12 protein-coding genes are annotated in these 16,688 nt (G+C 70.7%); 2 read left to right on the top strand and 10 right to left on the bottom strand.

Going from position 1 to position 16,688, the window contains the following annotated elements:
• Positions 1-27 precede the first annotated feature (27 nt).
• From QE438_RS03550 to prmB, 7 genes are all read right to left on the bottom strand, one after another.
• A complete protein-coding gene (locus QE438_RS03550; RefSeq protein ID WP_306992508.1) occupies positions 28-663 on the bottom strand; it encodes a phosphoribosylanthranilate isomerase in 636 nt (211 codons plus the stop codon).
• 80 nt (positions 664-743) lie between these two features.
• Positions 744-1,538, bottom strand: coding sequence for a tRNA pseudouridine(38-40) synthase TruA (gene truA, locus QE438_RS03545; RefSeq protein WP_306992511.1), 795 nt, complete (start codon positions 1,536-1,538; stop codon positions 744-746).
• 26 nt (positions 1,539-1,564) lie between these two features.
• Positions 1,565-3,400 (bottom strand): FimV/HubP family polar landmark protein, encoded by a 1,836-nt coding sequence (locus QE438_RS03540; RefSeq protein ID WP_306996152.1) that lies wholly within the window; start codon positions 3,398-3,400, stop codon positions 1,565-1,567.
• Between the two features lie 255 nt (positions 3,401-3,655).
• Positions 3,656-4,681, bottom strand: coding sequence for an aspartate-semialdehyde dehydrogenase (locus tag QE438_RS03535; protein ID WP_306992512.1), 1,026 nt, complete (start codon positions 4,679-4,681; stop codon positions 3,656-3,658).
• Positions 4,682-4,784: 103 nt separating this feature from the next.
• Positions 4,785-5,837: a D-glycerate dehydrogenase gene (locus QE438_RS03530; protein WP_306992515.1), complete on the bottom strand. Its 1,053-nt coding sequence runs from the start codon at positions 5,835-5,837 to the stop codon at positions 4,785-4,787.
• Positions 5,830-6,933 (bottom strand): chorismate synthase, encoded by a 1,104-nt coding sequence (gene aroC / locus QE438_RS03525; protein ID WP_131660711.1) that lies wholly within the window; start codon positions 6,931-6,933, stop codon positions 5,830-5,832. The genes QE438_RS03530 and aroC overlap by 8 nt, the downstream gene beginning before the upstream one ends.
• A gap of 19 nt (positions 6,934-6,952) precedes the next feature.
• On the bottom strand, positions 6,953-7,882 hold the full coding sequence (gene prmB, locus QE438_RS03520; protein ID WP_306992518.1) for a 50S ribosomal protein L3 N(5)-glutamine methyltransferase: 930 nt from the start codon (positions 7,880-7,882) through the stop codon (positions 6,953-6,955).
• Between the two features lie 84 nt (positions 7,883-7,966).
• Here prmB and QE438_RS03515 point away from each other — a divergent pair, with 84 nt between their 5' ends.
• Positions 7,967-8,623: an SCO family protein gene (locus tag QE438_RS03515; protein ID WP_306992520.1), complete on the top strand. Its 657-nt coding sequence runs from the start codon at positions 7,967-7,969 to the stop codon at positions 8,621-8,623.
• Positions 8,620-9,468 (top strand): archaetidylserine decarboxylase, encoded by an 849-nt coding sequence (gene asd / locus QE438_RS03510; RefSeq protein ID WP_306992522.1) that lies wholly within the window; start codon positions 8,620-8,622, stop codon positions 9,466-9,468. Before QE438_RS03515 ends, asd begins: the two co-directional genes overlap by 4 nt.
• A 204-nt stretch (positions 9,469-9,672) precedes the next feature.
• Here asd and QE438_RS03505 read toward each other — a convergent pair whose 3' ends face one another.
• The 3 genes from QE438_RS03505 to QE438_RS03495 form a co-directional block, all read right to left on the bottom strand.
• The gene (locus tag QE438_RS03505) at positions 9,673-10,020 is read right to left on the bottom strand and encodes a hypothetical protein (RefSeq protein WP_130529611.1); all 348 of its coding nucleotides are present in this window, start codon (positions 10,018-10,020) and stop codon (positions 9,673-9,675) included.
• A 242-nt stretch (positions 10,021-10,262) separates the two neighbouring features.
• Positions 10,263-13,409 carry an efflux RND transporter permease subunit gene (locus QE438_RS03500; RefSeq protein ID WP_307184024.1) on the bottom strand — a complete coding sequence of 1,049 codons (3,147 nt, stop codon included), beginning with the start codon at positions 13,407-13,409 and terminating at the stop codon, positions 10,263-10,265.
• Between the two features lie 39 nt (positions 13,410-13,448).
• Positions 13,449-16,682 (bottom strand): efflux RND transporter permease subunit, encoded by a 3,234-nt coding sequence (locus QE438_RS03495; RefSeq protein ID WP_306992524.1) that lies wholly within the window; start codon positions 16,680-16,682, stop codon positions 13,449-13,451.
• Between the last annotated feature and the right edge of the window lie 6 nt (positions 16,683-16,688).

Here is a 16,688-nt window from a genome sequence, read left to right as displayed (position 1 = left end):
CGCGATGCGCACGGTTCGAAGCCCTGGCTACGCCGCGGCGCTGGCGCCGCGCACCTGCGCGACGAAACGCCGCATCGCCTCGGCATCCTTGATGCCCGGCGCCGACTCGATGCCGCTGGACACGTCCACGCCCCAGGGCCGCACGCGACGCACCGCCTCGGCGACGTTGTCGGCGTTGAGGCCGCCGGCCAGCAGACACGGCGTGCCCACATCGCCCGGCCACAGCGTCCAGTCGAAGGACTTGCCGGTGCCGCCACCCTGCCCTGGCGCATGGCTGTCGAGCACGAAGCCCGCCGCGGACGGCCAGGCCTGCAGCGCGGCGCGCGCCTGCCGGGCCTCGGTCACGCCGGTCATCGCCACGGCCTTGAGGAACGGGAGCCCGAAGGACGCACAGAAGGCGTCGTCCTCGCCGCCATGGAACTGCAGCACGTCCGGCGCCACCGCGTCGATGATCGCCTCGACCTGCGCGCGCGGCGCATCGCGCACCAGGACCACCGCGGCCACTTCGGCCGGCACCAGCGCACGCAGCGCGGCGCCTTGTTCGAGCGTCAGCTGGCGCGGACCGCCGCCGTAGATGAGGCCGATGTAGTCCACGCCCAGCTCCACCGCCAGGCGCACGTCCTGGGGGCGGGTCATGCCGCAGAGCTTGATGCGGGTACGCATGGGCGAGGAGTGAGCGGAGAGGAGTGAGCCGTGGGCGTGCGTCGGCAGGATACGGCACGCCTGGGGCGGCCGCTCATCGCTCACGCCTCGCGCAAGGTCACTTCATCCGGCAGGCCCCAGCCGGCCGGATACAGCGGGCCGACGAACACCAGGCCCTGCGGCGGCGCGGTCGGGCCGGCCAGGGTACGGTCGCGGCCGGCCAGCAGCTCGGCGATCCAGCCCTCGGGCTGTTCGCCGCGGCCGACCAGCAGCAGCGAGCCGACGATGTTGCGCACCATGTGATGCAGGAACGCATTGGCCTGCACCTCCACGATCACCTGCTCGCCCTGGCGGGTGACCGCGATGGACTGCAGCTCGCGCATCGGGTGGCGGGCCTGGCAGTGCACGGTGCGGAAGGCGGAGAAGTCGTTCTCGCCCAGCAGCGCCTGCGCGGCGCGATGCATGGCCGCCGTGTCCAGCGGCAGGCGCTCCCAGGACAGCAGCTGGCGGCCCAGCGCCGGGCGCACCGCGCGGTTCAGCAGCACATAGCGATAGCGGCGCGCGCGCGCCGAGAAGCGGGCGTGGAAGTCCTCGGCCACCGGCACGCACCAGCGCACGCAGATCGATGGCGGCAGGTTGGCCGTGGCGCCCAGCGTCCAGCCGCGCGGCGCGCGCACCACCTCGGTGTCGAAGTGCACCACCTGGCACTGGCCGTGCACGCCGGCGTCGGTGCGGCCGGCGCAGACCGTGTCGATGGGCGCGTTGGCCACGGCCGCCAGCGCCGCCTCCAGGGTGGACTGCACGCTGGGCGTGTGCACGGGCGCGCCGGGCTTCTCCAGCCGCTGCCAGCCCTGGAAGTCGCCGCCGTCGTATTCGACGCCAAGCGCGTAGCGCATCGCCTGCAGTCCGCCTTGCGCGTCGATCAGCCCAGCGCGCGCAGCAGGCGGCCGGCTTCCTCGCGGGCGTGCGGATCGTCGCTGGCGCTGACCTGCTGCAGCAGCGCACGCGCCGCCTCGGTGTCGCCCAGGTCCAGATAGGCGATGGCCAACTCCAGGCGCTCGCGCCCGCTGGCGGCCGGCGGCGCGATCGGCACGACCGGCTCGGACGGCGCCGGTGCCGGTGCGGGCACCGGCGTCGGCCGGGCCACCGGGCGCGGCTGGGTGGCGGTGGAGATCGGCACCACGGTGGACGGCACGCGCGTGGCGGTCGGATGCGGGCCGTCGACGGTGTGCCAGGTCGGCTTGGCGGTGGCGCTCAGCCAGGCCGGCGAGGACGGCGCCGGCTGGGGCGTGTCCACCGGACCGGGGCGGGATTCGCCACCGACATAGACCGGTGTGTAGCGGGGCGCGGCCGGTTCGGGCTCAGGCTCGGGGGCCGGCGCCTGGACCGGCGGCGCCTGCGGTGCGACGTCCACTTCAGCCACCGGCTCGGCCGGCGCCGGATCCGGCGCCGGGGCGTCGAGCGGACCGCGGTAGACCGGCGCCGGACGCGGCGCGCGGCGACCGCGCAGGCCGACCCAGGCCAGCAGCCCGCCCACGACCAGCGCCAGGCCGATCCACCACCAGGCCGGCGCGCCGGCGGCGGCCGCGCCCTGGCTGTCGGCCAGGCGCTTCTGCGCGGCGGCCAGATCGCTGTCCTTCATCGCGATCAGCTTGGCCTGCTGGTCCTTGAGCTTCTCCAGGTCGGCCACGCGGGTCTTGAGTTCATCGACCTCGGCGCTGCGCGCGGCCAGATCCTCGCGGGTCTGCCGAAGCTGTTGTTCTGCCAGCATGTCTCCCTCGCCTCCGGCCTGGGTGCCGGATGTGGTGCCCGCGCGCCGCGTGGCGTTGGCCACGGGCGGGGCGATTTCCAGTCGTGCGTCCGCCGCGCGCGCGGGCTTGGCGGCGCCAGCGGCCAGTGGTGCGGTGGGCGCGTTGCCGGCCGGCTGCGGCACCGGCGCGCGCACCTGGCGCCAGTCCGAGATCTGCCGGCGCACCATCGCCGAGGCCTCCGCGGCGGCCAGCGCGGCGGTCTCCTCGGCGCTGGGCATGCGCAGCGTGGCGCCGGCGCGCAGGCGGTTGATGTTGTTGCCGATGAAGGCCTCGGGGTTGGCCTGCAGCAGCGCGATCATGGTCTGGTCCAGCGTGCCGGACTGCTGCAGCTCGCGCGCGATCTGCGAAAGCGTCTGCCCCCGGGCGACGGTGACCGTGCCGGACGCGGAGGCCTGCGGCGCGGCGATCGTCGGCTCGGCGCGCGGCACCGCGACCGGCTGCGGCGCGGGCTCCGGCGGCGGCGGAGCGGGCGTCGCGGCCACGGCAGGCGATGGCGCGGTTTCGGCCTGCGGCTCGGGCACGGCCGGGGCCTGGGCGACCTCGGCCGGCAGCTGCTCGGCCCGCGACGGGGGCGGCGCGATCCGGTCCGACGGCACCGGGGCCGGCGCCTGGATCTGCGGCTGTCCGGCGGCGGCGACCGCGCCGGGGGCGCCGACCAGCGCCGAGTACTCGCGCACCAGGCGGCCCTGGCCCCAGTCCACCTCGATCAGGAAGTTCACCGCCGGCATGTCGACCGGCGCGGCGCTGGTCACGCGGATGACCGGCTTGCCATCGCTGGACATCGCCACGGCGAAGTTGAGCTGACTGACCAGCCCACTCGGGCGCGCCAATCCGACGCGTTCGAAGATGACCGGCGAGGCCAGACGCGCGCGCAGCTGCTCCAGCTCGCCGGGCTCGCTGGAAATGACCGGAATCTCGGCCAGCAGCGGCTGGCCGGGTTGCGACATGACCCGGATCTCGCCCAGGCCCAATGCGCAGGCCGCATGGCTGGCGGCCAGCAGGGCCAGCGCCAGCGCACTGCGTGCGGCGGGTTTGAAGAAGGCCTGTTTCAAGGACATCCCCTGTGGAACACCGCCGCGACTATAGAGCGTTTGGCCCGCGCTTGCCCCTGCCGGGGTCGGCCAAGCGCAGAGGAGCAAGCGAGAACCAAGAGCGAGAAGGCCCGCAACGGGCCATCTCGTTCCTCCCCCACTGCGGGCCTCTCAGCCGCCGGCCGCGACCAGCTCGGCCAGCTGCACGGCGTTCAGCGCCGCGCCCTTGCGGATGTTGTCGGCGACGACCCACAGGTTGAGGCCGCGCGGATGCGAGAAGTCCTCGCGGATGCGGCCGACGAACACCGGGTCCTTGCCCGAGGCATGGGTCACCGGGGTCGGATAGCCGCCGGCCTCGTGCCTGTCGACCACTTCCACGCCCGGCGCGCTGGCCAGCAGTTCGCGCGCGACTTCCGGGGTGATCTTCTTCCTGGTCTCGATGTTGACCGCCTCGGAGTGGCCGTAGAACACCGGCACGCGCACCGCGGTCGGGTTCACCTGGATGGATTTGTCGCCCAGGATCTTCTGCGTCTCCCAGACCAGCTTCATCTCTTCCTTGGTGTAGCCGTTGGGCTGGAAGTCGTCGATGTGCGGGATCAGGTTGAAGGCGATCTGCACCGGGAAGCGCTGCGGATCGATCTCCTGGAAGGCCAGCAGCTGCGCGGTCTGCTTGCCCAGTTCCTCCAGCGCCGAGCGGCCGCCGCCGGACACCGACTGGTAGGTGGCGATGTTGACGCGCTCGATGCCGTATTCCTTGTGGATCGGCGCCAGCACCGGCATCAGCTGCATGGTCGAGCAGTTGGGGTTGGCGATGATGCCGCGCGGACGGTCCTTGGCGGCTTCCGGGTTCACCTCGGACACCACCAGCGGCACGTCGTCGTCGTAGCGGAAGGCCGAGGAGTTGTCGATCACCACCGCACCGGCGGCGGCGAACTTGGGCGCGTATTCCTTGGAGATGCTGCCGCCGGCCGAGAACAGCGCGATGTCCACGCCGGTCGGGTCGAAAGTCGCCAGGTCCTGCACGGTGACCTTGCCGCCGCGGTAGTCGATCTGGCCGCCGGCCGAGCGCTCGGAGGCCAGCGCGATCAGCTTGCCGACCGGGAAGTCGCGCTCGGCCAGGATGGACAGCATGGTCTCGCCGACGGCGCCGGTGGCGCCCACGACGGCGACGGTGAAGCTGCGGGTTGCATTGCTCATGGGGTGTCTTCTTGAAGAGGATGGATAGGGGAAGGACGAACGCGACAGACGAAGAGCCTTGGGTTCGGGGAACCTCACCGGCGGTGCATGCGCGGAAGGTTCCCTATCGTTTGGTCGCGGTGATGGTGGTCGCGCCCACGATCGCGCCGCCGGTTTTGGCGACTTTGCGCGCGTCGGCGTTGATCAGGCTGGGCGGGTTGCCGGCATCGGGCCCGAAGCCCAGCGCGGCGAGCAGGTTGTGCACCGCCAGCTGCACCATCGCCCGGCGCGTGGCCAGGCTGGCGCTGCCGATATGCGGGGTCAGCACGACGTTCTTCAGCGCCAGCAGTTCCGGGCGCACCGTCGGTTCGCCTTCGAACACGTCCAGCCCGGCGCCGGCCAGGCGGCCGTGGGCCAGCGCGTCGGCCAGCGCGAGCTCGTCGACGATGCCGCCACGGGCGATGTTCACCAGGGTGGCGGTGGGCTTCATCTTCGCCAGCGCGGCGGCGTCGATCAGGTGGTGCGAGGCCGGCGTGTACGGCAGCACCAGCACCAGGTGATCGCTGCTGCGCAGCAGGTCGTCGAAGGGCACATAGGACGCGCCGACGTCGGTCTCGACCTCGGCCGCCAGGCGCGAACGGTTGTGGTACAGCACGCGCATGCCGAAGCCGCGCGCGCGCCGGGCGATGGCCTGGCCGATGCGGCCCATGCCCAAGATGCCCAGCGTGCTGCCGTGCAGGTCCGCGCCGAGCAGCGTGGTGAAGGACCACTTGCCCCACCTGCCCTCGCGCAGGAAGGCCTCGGCCTCGGTGATGCGGCGCGCGGTGGCCATCAGCAGGGCGAAGCCCAGGTCGGCGGTGGTCTCGGTCAGCACGTCGGGCGTATTGGTGACCGCGACGCCGGCGGCACTGAGCGCGGCGATGTCCAGATTGTTGTAGCCGACCGCGACATTGGCCAGCGCGCGCAGTCGCGGCGCCTGGGCGATCTCGGTGGCGCCGATGCGCTCGTTGAGCGTGATCAGCGCACCGTCCAGCGGCGCCAGCTTCTGCGCCAGCTGCTCGGCGGTGTAGGTCGTCACGGCCTGGGTGGTCTCCACGTCGCAATGCGCCCGCAGCTGGTCGACAAGGTCGTCGAACAGCGGCTGGCTCACCCAGACGCGGGGCCGCGACTCAGCCATCGACCTGCCCGGGCACGCGCGGCGCGACCTCGCCCACATCGCCGCATTGCGCGCGATGCCGCAGCGCCTGGTCCATCAGCACCAGGGCGACCATCGCCTCGGCGATGGGCGTGGCGCGGATGCCGACGCAGGGATCGTGGCGGCCGGTGGTGATGACCTCGACCGACTCGCCATTCACGTCCACCGTCTGGCCCGGCAGGCGCAGGCTGGAGGTCGGCTTCAGCACGATCGAGGCGGTCACCGGCTGGCCGGTGGAGATGCCGCCGAGGATGCCGCCGGCGTGGTTGCTCAGGAAGCCCTGCGGGGTGATCAGGTCGCGGTGCTGCGTGCCCTTCTGCGCGGCGGCGGCGAAACCGTCGCCGATCTCCACGCCCTTGACCGCGTTGATGCTCATCAGCGCGGCGGCCAGGTCGCCGTCGAGCTTGCCGTAGATCGGCTCGCCCCAGCCGGGCGGCACGCCGTCGGCCACCACGTCCACGCGCGCGCCGACCGAGTCGCCGGACTTGCGCAGCGCGTCCATGTAGGCCTCCAGCTCGGCGACCTGCGGCGCATGCGGCCAGAAGAACGGGTTGTCCTCCACCGCGCTCCAGTCGAAGCCCGCCGGCCTGATCTCGCCCAGCTGCGAGAGGAAGCCGCGCACGGTCACGCCGTAGCGCTGCCTGAGCCACTTCTTGGCGATCACGCCGGCGGCCACGCGCATGGTCGTCTCGCGCGCGGACGAGCGCCCGCCGCCGCGCGGATCGCGGATGCCGTACTTCTGCCAGTAGCTGTAGTCGGCATGGCCGGGGCGGAACTGCGCGGCGATGTTCGCGTAGTCCTTGCTGCGCTGGTCGGTGTTGCGGATCAGCAGGCCGATCGGCGTGCCGGTGGTGCGGCCCTCGTACACGCCGGAGAGGATCTCGACCTGGTCGGCCTCGTGCCGCGCCGAGGTATGCCGGCTCTTGCCGGTGGCGCGGCGCTGCAGGTCGTGGGCGAACTCCTCGGCGCCGAGCTCCAGCCCCGGCGGGCAGCCATCGACCACGCAGCCGATCGCCGGCCCATGCGATTCGCCGAAGGTGGTGACGGTCAGCAGCTTGCCGAAACTGTTGGCGCTCATGGGCGGTGTGCTCGATGCGTCACGACCGCTGCGCCGCAAGCTCGGTGATGCGGGCGCTGTGCGCGATCAGCTCGTGGCACTCGACCGCGAAGATGCCCATCTGGCCGACCTTGAACTCGATCCACGCGAAGTCCACCTCCGGCAGCAGCCGGACCAGGTGCTGCTCGGACTCGCCGACCTCGCAGATCAGCAGGCCGTCCTCGGACAGGTGGATCGGCGCGTCGCGCAGGATCTTCAGCACCAGGTCCAGGCCGTCGTCGCCGGCGCGCAGGCCCAGCTCGGGCTCGTAGCCGTACTCGCGCGGCAGCGCGTCGGTCTCGGCGTTGGTGACGTAGGGCGGATTGGTGACGATCAGGTCGTAGTGGCGCCCGGACAGGCCGGCGAACAGGTCGGACTTGAGCAGGGTCACGTTGTCGGCGAGCAGGCGCGCCTTGTTCTCGGCGGCCAGCGCCAGCGCATCGTCGCTGATGTCCACGCCGTCGACCTGCCAGTCCGGGTTGTAGTGGGCCATGGCGATGGCGATGCAGCCCGAGCCGGTGCACAGGTCCAGCGCGCGCTGCACTTCACGCCCGGCCAGCCAAGGCTCGAAGCCCGACTCGATCAGCTCGGCGATCGGCGAGCGCGGCACCAGCGCGCGCGCATCGGTCTTGAAGCTCAGGCCCGCGAACCAGGCCTCGCCGGTCAGATAGGCCACCGGCACGCGCTCGACCACGCGGCGCTCGATCAGCGCCAGGATGGCCTGCTTCTCCTCCGGCAGCAGCCGCGCCTGGCCATAGGCCGGGCCCAGGTCGGGCGGCAGGTGCAGGGTGTGCAGGACCAGCGCGGTGGCCTCGTCCAACGCGTTGTCGTGGCTGTGCCCGAAGGTCAACCCGGCCGCGTTGAACCGGCTGGCGCCGTAGCGGATCAGGTCGATGATGGTATGCAGGGCGTCGGCTGCGCTGGCAGTCATGGACAACAACGGCTGAAGGCGGTCGCCGATTATAAGGGGCCGGCCCGGTATCATGCCCCTTCGTTGCACGGGAAACGTATCGAGATGTCCAAACGCAGCTTCGGCGTCCTGGTGTTGATCGTGGTGGCCGGCGTGCTCGGCGTGCTGGCGGCCAACAAGCTGTTGGGGCCCTCCACCGCCGGCAATGCGCAATGGCCGGCCACGCAGGCGGTGACCCTGCTGCCCACGCCGCGGCCGCTACCGGAGTTCTCGCTGCGCCAGTCCGACGGCACCCAGCTGACCCAGGGCGAGCTGCGCGGCCACTGGACGCTGGTGTTCCTGGGCTTCACCTTCTGCCCCGACGTATGCCCGACCACGCTGGCCCAGCTGGCGCAGGCGCAGAAGCAGTGGGCCGGCCTGCCGGAGAGCACGCGGCCGCGCGTGCTGTTCGTCTCGGTCGATCCCGAGCGCGACACGCCGATCAAGACCGGCGAATATGCCCACGCCTTCCACAAGGACACCCTGGCCGCGACCGCCGACGTGCCCACGCTGGAAGCCTTCGCCAGGTCGCTGAGCCTGTTGTTCGTCAAGGTGCCGGGCGAACACTACAAGGACAACCCGCAGGACTATTCGATGGACCATTCCGCACAGATCGTCGTGCTCGACCCGCAGGCCCGCATGGCCGGCATCATCCAGCCGCCGTTCGCCCCCGCGCCGATCGCCGCGGACATGCTCAAGCTGACCCGGGCCATGACCCCGTGAGCCTGGTCACCACCCTCACCTACGCGCTGCCGCACCGGCTGCTGTCCTCGGCCGCGCGCAAGCTGGCCTATTCGGACAACCCGGCGATCAAGCAGCGGCTGATCGACACGGTGGTCGCCAGGTTCAACGTGAACCTGGCCGAGGCCGCGCAGCCCGACCCGACCGCCTACCCCACCTTCAATGCCTTCTTCACCCGCGCCCTGAAGCCCGGCGCGCGCACGCCCGATCCGGATCCGCGCGCCCTGCTGATGCCGGCCGACGGCCACATCAGCCAGTGCGGACCGATCGAATCGGGCCGCATCTTCCAGGCCAAGGGCCGGCACTTCACCGCCGCCGCGCTGCTGGGCAGCGAGGCCGACGCGGCCCCGTTCGAACACGGCCGCTACGTCACCGTCTACCTGTCCCCGCGCGACTACCACCGCGTGCACATGCCCTGGACCGGCACGCTGCGCGAGACCGTGCACGTGCCCGGCCGCCTGTTCAGCGTGGGCACCGATGCGGTGGCCCGGGTGCAGGGCCTGTTCGCGCGCAACGAGCGGCTGGTGTGCCATTTCGACACCGACTTCGGGCCGATGGCCTGCGTGATGGTCGGCGCGATGCTGGTCTCGGGCGTGGAAACGGTGTGGAGCGGCGTGGAGATCCCCGAGTACGCCACCTCGATCACGCGCAAGGACTGGCGCGGCCGCGGCATCGTGCTGGAGCGCTTCGGCGAGATGGCGCGCTTCAACTACGGCTCGACCGTGATCGTGCTGCTGCCGCCGGGCGTGGCCGAACTGGCCCCCAACCTGGGCGCCGAGACGCCGGTACGGCTGGGACAGACGCTGGCGAGGCGGACAGGCCCCTGATTCAAGGCGGCGCGCCCGTCCGAGAGGCACGCTCGCTTGGGGGGGGGCGACGATCTCCTCAAATCCAGCAGCCGCCCGTCTGTAGAGCGGAGCTCGCTCCGCTGCGCTTCGTTCGGTTCGTGGGGAAGGCCCCAGCGGAGCAAGCTCCGCTCTACAGGCGGGAGCCGCCCTGCGGTACACCGCCAGCTTCAATGATCGCGCCCGCTAGCCCGCGTAGCGGCGGGCGCCGCGATCCAGTGCCGCGCGGCCCAGGCGCTCGCCGCTGATGCGCCCCCACACCTGCGAGAACACCTCACTGGCCTCGCGCTCGCTCAGGCCGCGCCGCTGCACGGCCGCGCAGCGCGCGTAGCGCGCCTGCGCGCGGTCCGAGTCCCAGCCGGGAGCGTCGAGATAGATGCCGTAGACCGCGCCGATCACCGGCCAGTAGCCGGCGAAATCGCGCGCGTCGCCGGCGCGCGGCAGGTTGAGGTACCAGTCCTGCCAGTACGCCTGCTCGGCCTGGAGATCGATGAAGATCCGCGGCAGACGGCTGCCGCATGGAATCGCCTGCATGGCTGGCTCCTCGTGCGCCCTGTGCGAGCCACTGTGCGCGCCGCAGATTGCAGTCGCTTGAAGCTCGCCGCGCGAGAAGCGCAAAGCGCGCCGTGGTTCACGCTTGAAGCGTTTTCAGCGGGCGGGCACTGCGGTCGCGCAACAGACCCGGCTGGCGCGGACATCGCCGCGCGCCCTCGATGCGTGAGCGACGGGCTTGCCGGAGCAAGAGAAGCGGGATCGCCCGCCTCTGCGCCCAGCGCTCAGCCCGCCTGCTGCGCCAGGCGCTGGCGGCGGCGCGCCAGCTTCTTCTCGCGACGGCGCGCACGCCAGTTGCGCCAATGCTGCTGCAGGCAGGAGAAGATCACGTACAGCGCCGGCGTGCTCAGCAGGGTCAGGCTCTGCGAGAACAGCAGGCCGCCGATCATCGCGATGCCCAGCGGCCGGCGCAGCTCGGAGCCCTCGCCCAGGCCGATCGCGATCGGCACCGCGGCCAGCAACGCGACCATGGTGGTCATCATGATCGGGCGGAAGCGCACGATCGAGGCCTCGCGCGCGGCCTGGGCCGGGGTCAGCCCATGCTCGCGCTGGGCCACCAGCGCGAAGTCGATCATCATGATCGCGTTCTTCTTGACGATGCCGATCAGCAGCACCAGCGCGATCATCGAGATCACCGACAGCTCGGTGTTGGTCGCCACCAGCGCCAGCAGCGCGCCCACGCCGGCGGCCGGCAGCGTGGACAGGATGGTCACCGGGTGGACCAGGTTCTCGTAGAGCATGCCCAGCACGATGTAGACCGTGAGGATGGCGGCGAACACCAGCATCAGCATCGAGTTGGGCTGCATGGCGATCTGCCAGCCGCTGTCCTCGGCGATCTTGATGTCGCCGGGCATGCGCATGCCCTCCACCACCGACTTGAAGATCGCATCGGCCTCGCCGCTGCTCACCCCCGGGGCGAGGTTGTAGCTGAGGTCCATCACCGTGTACTGGTTCAGATGGGTGATCTGCGCCGGCGCCAGGCCGTCGACCTGCTTGGCCAGCGCGCTCAGCGGCACCATCTGCCCGTCGCTCGCCTTGAGCTTGACCGTGTCCAGCTGCGCCGGCGTGTCGGTCTGGTTGGGCAGCGCGTTGACCACCACCGAGTACTGGTTGAGCTCGGAATAGATGGTCGACACCGAGCGCTGGCCGAAGGCGCCATACAGCGCGCCGTCGATAGCGCCGATGGTGATGCCCAGACGCGCGGCCTGGGCGCGGTCGATCACGATGTTCTGGCGCAGGCCGCCCTCGTCCACGTCGCTGGAGACGTCGCGGAACTTGGGGTTCTTCTTCAGCTCGGCCACCACGCGGGGCAGCCACAGGGCCAGCTCGGCCTGGTCGTTGCCCTGCAGCGATTTCTGGTACTGCGCGCCCTGGTTGCCGGTGCCGCCGCCATCGCTGGGCAGGTCCTGCACCGCGCGCAGGCGCAGGTCCAGGTCGGGGTATCTGTCGGCCTTCAGGCTCAGCCGCGCCAGCACCTGGGCGGTGGTGTCCTTGCGGCCTTCGGCGCGGGTCTTGAGCTCGATGTTGAACTGCGCGCGCTGGCCGGACCAGCCGCTGCCCAGGCGCACGCCGACGATCTTCACCGCCGGGTCGTCCATCAGCATGTCGGTGATGCGCGCCTGGCGTTCCTTCATGTCGGCGAAGGACACCGTGGCGCTGGAGCTGGCGCGGCCCCAGATCAGGCCGGTGTCCTGCGGCGGGAAGCTGCCGGACTTGACCTTGCCGAACAGGAAGATCGTCAGGCCGATCAGGATCAGCGGCGTCAGCGCCAGCAGCAGCGCGTGGCGCAGGCTGAAGTCCAGGCACTTGACGTAGATGCGCAGCATCAGCGCATGCCCGGCCTCGATGGTGCGGCCCAGCCGCGAGGGCTTCTCCTCGACCGGGTGGGCCGACAGGAAGCGGCTGCACAGGGTCGGGGTCAGGGTCAGCGAGACGATGGCCGACACGCCGATGGCCGCCACCAGGGTGACGGTGAACTCGCGGAAGAACGCGCCCATCATCCCCGGGGCGAACATGACCGGGATGAACACCGCGATCAGCGAAGCGGTGATCGAGACGATGGTGAAGCCGATCTCGCGTGCGCCGGTGACCGCCGCCTCCATGCGCGACATGCCCGCATCGAGGTGGCGCATGATGTTCTCGATCACCACGATCGCATCGTCGACGACGAAGCCGATCGCGATCACCAGCGCCAGCAGGCTCAGGTTGTTGAGCGTATAGCCCAGCACGTACATCACCACCGCCGCGCCGGCCAGCGACAGCGGCACGGTGATGGTGGCGATCAGGGTCGGCGCCAGGCGGCGCATGAACAGCGCCATGACCAGCACCACCATCGCCAGGCTGATCAGCAGGGTGATCTCCACCTCGTGCAGCGAGGAGCGGATGGTCGGGGTGCGGTCGTAGTACGGGGTCAGCGTCGTGCCGGGCGGCAGGTACTCGCGCAGCAGCGGAATCTGGGCGCGGATGCGGTCCACCGTCTCGACCGTGTTGGCGCCGCTGCGGATCTGCGCATACATCACCACCGCCGGCTGCTTGTTGAACCAGGCCGCCTGATAGGCGTCCTGCTGGCCGTCGTAGACCCGGGCCACGTCCTTGAGGCGCACGATCACGCCATTCTGGTTGGCGATGGCCAGGTTGGCGAAGTCGGCGGCCTTGCGCACCGAATCGTTGACGATGATCGCCACGGTCTGCTTGCCGTCGGACAGAAAGCCCGTGGGCGAGACCACGTTGGCCGCGCGCATGGCGTTGCGCAGGCTGTCCGGTGTCAGTCCCAGCGCGTTGAGCGCGCGCAGGTTGACGTCCACGCGCACCGCCGGGGTGGACGCGCCGGCGATGTCCACCGAGGCCACGCCGGTGATCTGGCGCAGGCGCTGGGCCAGCAGCGAGTCGGCCAGGTTGTACAGCTCGGCCGTGGACTGGGTGCTGGAGACCAGCGCGATGGCGATCAGCGGATCGTTGTTGGGATTGGCCTTCTGGTAGCCGGGCGTGCCCATGCCCGAGGGCAGGTCCGCGCTGGCGGCGCTGAGCGCGGCGGCCACGTCCTGCGCGGCCGAATCGATATCGCGGCTCGAATTGAAGCTCAGGAAGATGTTCGAGCGCCCTTCCGAGCTGTTCGAACGCATCGTGTCCACGCCGGGCACCTGGCCCAGGCGCCGCTCCAGCGGTGCGGTCACCGTGGAGGCCATCGTGCTGGCATCGGCGCCGGACTGGCTGGCGCCGACGAACACCACCGGAATGCTCAACGACGGCAGCGCCGCCACGCCCAGGCGCAGGTAGCACATCAGGCCGATGACGAACACGCCCGCGGCCAGCAGCGAGGTGCCGATCGGGCGGCGGATGAAGATGGAGGACAGGCTGACGCGGCGGACCATGGGCGCGCTACTCGACGGACGATCGCCTTGCGGCGAGCGTCAGCCGGCCTCCGGCGCCGGCGCGCCATGACGCGCGGCGCGCGCATCGCGCCAGCGCTGGACGCGCTCGGAGGCGCGTTCCATGTACAGGTAGATCACTGGCGTGGTGTACAGCGTCACCAGCTGCGACAGCAGCAGACCGCCGACGATCGACACGCCCAGCGGCTTGCGCAGCTCCGAGCCGATGCCGTCGCCCAGCGCCAGCGGCAGCGCGCCCAGCAGCGCGCAGGCGGTGGTCATCATGATCGGGCGGAAGCGCAGCAGGCAGGCGCGGCGGATCGCATCGTGCGCGCTCAGGCCCGTGCGCCGGGCCTCGATGGCGAAGTCGATCATCATGATCGCGTTCTTCTTGACGATGCCGATCAGCAGCACGATGCCGACGATGCCGTCCACCGACAGGCTGAAGCCGCACAGCCACAGCGCCAGCAGCGCGCCGACGCCGGCCGGCGGCAGCGTGGAGATGATGGTCAGCGGGTGGATGTAGCTCTCGTAGAGCACGCCCAGCACGATGTAGATCACCACCACCGCGGCGATTAGCAGCCAGACCACGTCGGACTGGCTGGTCGAGTACTCGGCCGCCTTGCCGATGAACTCGGTGCGGATGGTCTGCGGCAGGTCCAGCTGATCGCGCACCTCGTTGATCGCCGCCACCGCCTGCGACAGCGAATAGCCGGGGCTGACGTTGAAGGAGATCGTGGTGGCCGGCAGCTGCTGCTGGTGGCTGATCACCAGCGGCGTGGTGCCGACCTTGGCGGTGGCCAGGGCCGAGAGCGGAATCGCCCCGCCGCTGCCCACGGTGATGCCGGTGTTGGGGTTGCCGATGCCGGTGGCGGTGGCCGAGTTGGACGAGGTCACCTGGCCCAGCACGGTCGCGTTGGTGCCGGTCAGCGCGCCGCTGCCGTTGCTGGCGATGGCCAGCTTGTTCATCAGCGCGTCCTGGGTGCGGAACTCCGGCGCCACCTCCAGCACCACGCGGTACTGGTTGAGCGAGGTGAAGATGGTGGAGATCTGGCGCTGGCCGTAGGCGTCGTACAAGGTGTCGTCGATGCTCTGCATCGGCACGCCCAGGGCGCTGGCGGTGTCGCGGTTGACGTCCACCAGCAGCGCGCGGCCGGCGTTGGCCGCGTTGTTGCCCACATCCGACAGCTCGGGCCGCTGGCGCAGCGCGGCGGTCATGCGGTCGGCCTGGGTCTGCAGTTCGGCGGTGTCCACGTCGGACAGGGAGAACTGGTACTCGGTGGCGGCCACGCGCGTGTCCAGGGTCACGTCCTGCACCGGCTTCAGGTACAGGGCCACGCCGGGAATGGCGGCCACGGCCTTCTGCAGGCGCGGCACGACGGTCTCCAGCGCTTCGCGCTGGCCGCGCTCCTTGAGCACGATGCTGACCTGGCCCTGGTTGAGGGTCGGGTTCATGGTGCCGGTGCCGATGAAGGCGGCCACGCCGGTCACCGCCGGATCGCGGCGCAGCGCCTCGGCCACGGCCTGGACGCGCGCCTGCATCTGCTCGAAGGCCACGGTCTGGTCGGCCTCGACCACACCGGTGATCAGGCCGGTGTCCTGCTCGGGCAGCAGGCCCTTGGGGATGGCGATGTACAGCAGCACCGTCACCACCACCGTGGCCAGGGCCACGACCAGGGTGAGCTTCTGCCGCGCCAGCACCCAGTCCAGGGTGCGCTCGTACAGGCCGACCGTGCGCGTCCACAGGTTGCGCTTGCCGGCGGCCGCGGCGCGCTCGTGCGCGTCGTCGCCCTCGGGCAGCGCGTCGGGCTTGAGCAGGTAGGCGCACATCATCGGCGTCAGCGTCAGCGACACCAGCATCGAGATGACCACCGCGATGGACAGCACCCAGGCGAACTCATGGAACAGCCGCCCGGTCACGCCCGGCATCAGCAGCAGCGGCAGGAACACGGCCACCAGCGAGATGGTCAGCGACAGCACGGTGAAGCCGATCTCGCGCGCGCCCTCCTCGGCCGCCTCCGGACCGCTGCGGCCCTGCTCGATGTAGCGCACGATGTTCTCGATCATCACGATCGCGTCGTCCACCACGAAGCCGGTGGCCACCACCAGCGCCATCAGCGACAGATTGTCCAGCGACATCCCGGCGAAGGCCATCACGCCGAAGGTGCCCACCAGCGACAGCGGTACCGCCACCGAGGGGATCACCGTGGCCCACAGCCGGCGCAGGAACACGAAGATCACCGCCACCACCAGGCCGATGGTCAGTACCAGGGTGAACTGCACCTCGTGCACCGAGGCCCGAATGGTCTCGGTGCGGTCGGAGAACACGTCCAGCTTCACTTCCGAGGGCAGCACCGTGCGCAGCTGCGGCAGCAGCGCGCGGATGGCGGCCACGGTCTGGACGATGTTGGCGCCGGGCTGGCGGCGGATCTCCAGCAGCACCGCCTGCTTGCCGTCGGCCCAGGCCGAGAGCTGGTCGTTCTCGACCCCGTCCACCACCTTGGCCACATCGCCCAGGCGCACCGGGGCGCCGTTCTTGTAGCTGATGATGGTGTCGTTGTAGCCCTGGGCGTCGTCGATCTGGTCGTTGGTGCCGATGCTGTAGGTCTGAGTGGCGCCGTTGAGCGAGCCCTTGGGCGCGTTGACGTTGGCCTGGGTCAGTGCGCTGCGCAGCGTCTCCAGGGTCATGCCCATGTTGGACAGCTGGGCCGGATTGACCTGGATGCGCACGGCCGGACGCACGTTGCCGGCGATGGAGACCAGGCCCACGCCCGGCACCTGCGACAGACGCTGGGCCAGGATGGAGTCGGCGTAGCGGTTGACCTCGCGCAGCGGCAGCGTGTCGGAGGTCAGCTTGAGGGTGACGATGGCCGCATCGGCCGGGTTCACCCGGTTGTAGGTGGGCTGGTAAGGCAGGCCGCTGGGCAGCGTGGCCTGACGCAGGGCCGACTGCACGTCCTGCGAGGCCACGTCGATGTCGCGGTCCATCGCGAACTGCAGCACGATCGTGGACAGGCCGGCCGAGGAGTCGGAGGTCATCATGTCCAGGCCGGAGATCTGGCCCAGCTGGCGCTCCAGCGGCGTGGTCACCAGCGCGGCCATCGTCGCCGCGCTGGCGCCGGGGTACTGCGTGGTCACCACCAGGCTGGGCGAATCGATCTCGGGCAGCGCCGACACCGGCAGGCTGCGGTAGCCCATGATGCCCAGCAGCATCACGCCGATCATCAGCAGCGTGGTGGCGATGGGGCGGCGGATGAAGATGCTGGAGAAGCCCAAGGGAAG

The organism is Pseudoxanthomonas sp. SORGH_AS_0997 (assembly GCF_031453535.1).
GTDB classification, from domain to species: Bacteria; Pseudomonadota; Gammaproteobacteria; order Xanthomonadales; family Xanthomonadaceae; genus Pseudoxanthomonas_A; species Pseudoxanthomonas_A winnipegensis.
This window is presented reverse-complemented; position numbering and strand designations above follow the sequence as displayed.

Excerpts from the sequence above, each read along its gene's own strand:
- QE438_RS03550 (WP_306992508.1), bottom strand. The coding sequence starts at position 663 with ATGCGTACCCGCATCAAGCTCTGCGGCATGACCCGCCCCCAGGACGTG.
- truA (WP_306992511.1), bottom strand. The coding sequence starts at position 1,538 with ATGCGCTACGCGCTTGGCGTCGAATACGACGGCGGCGACTTCCAGGGC.
- QE438_RS03540 (WP_306996152.1), bottom strand. The coding sequence starts at position 3,400 with ATGTCGCAACCCGGCCAGCCGCTGCTGGCCGAGATTCCGGTCATTTCC.
- QE438_RS03535 (WP_306992512.1), bottom strand. The coding sequence starts at position 4,681 with ATGAGCAATGCAACCCGCAGCTTCACCGTCGCCGTCGTGGGCGCCACC.
- QE438_RS03530 (WP_306992515.1), bottom strand. The coding sequence starts at position 5,837 with ATGGCTGAGTCGCGGCCCCGCGTCTGGGTGAGCCAGCCGCTGTTCGAC.
- aroC (WP_131660711.1), bottom strand. The coding sequence starts at position 6,933 with ATGAGCGCCAACAGTTTCGGCAAGCTGCTGACCGTCACCACCTTCGGC.
- prmB (WP_306992518.1), bottom strand. The coding sequence starts at position 7,882 with ATGACTGCCAGCGCAGCCGACGCCCTGCATACCATCATCGACCTGATC.
- QE438_RS03515 (WP_306992520.1), top strand. The coding sequence starts at position 7,967 with ATGTCCAAACGCAGCTTCGGCGTCCTGGTGTTGATCGTGGTGGCCGGC.
- QE438_RS03505 (WP_130529611.1), bottom strand. The coding sequence starts at position 10,020 with ATGCAGGCGATTCCATGCGGCAGCCGTCTGCCGCGGATCTTCATCGAT.
- QE438_RS03500 (WP_307184024.1), bottom strand. The coding sequence starts at position 13,409 with ATGGTCCGCCGCGTCAGCCTGTCCTCCATCTTCATCCGCCGCCCGATC.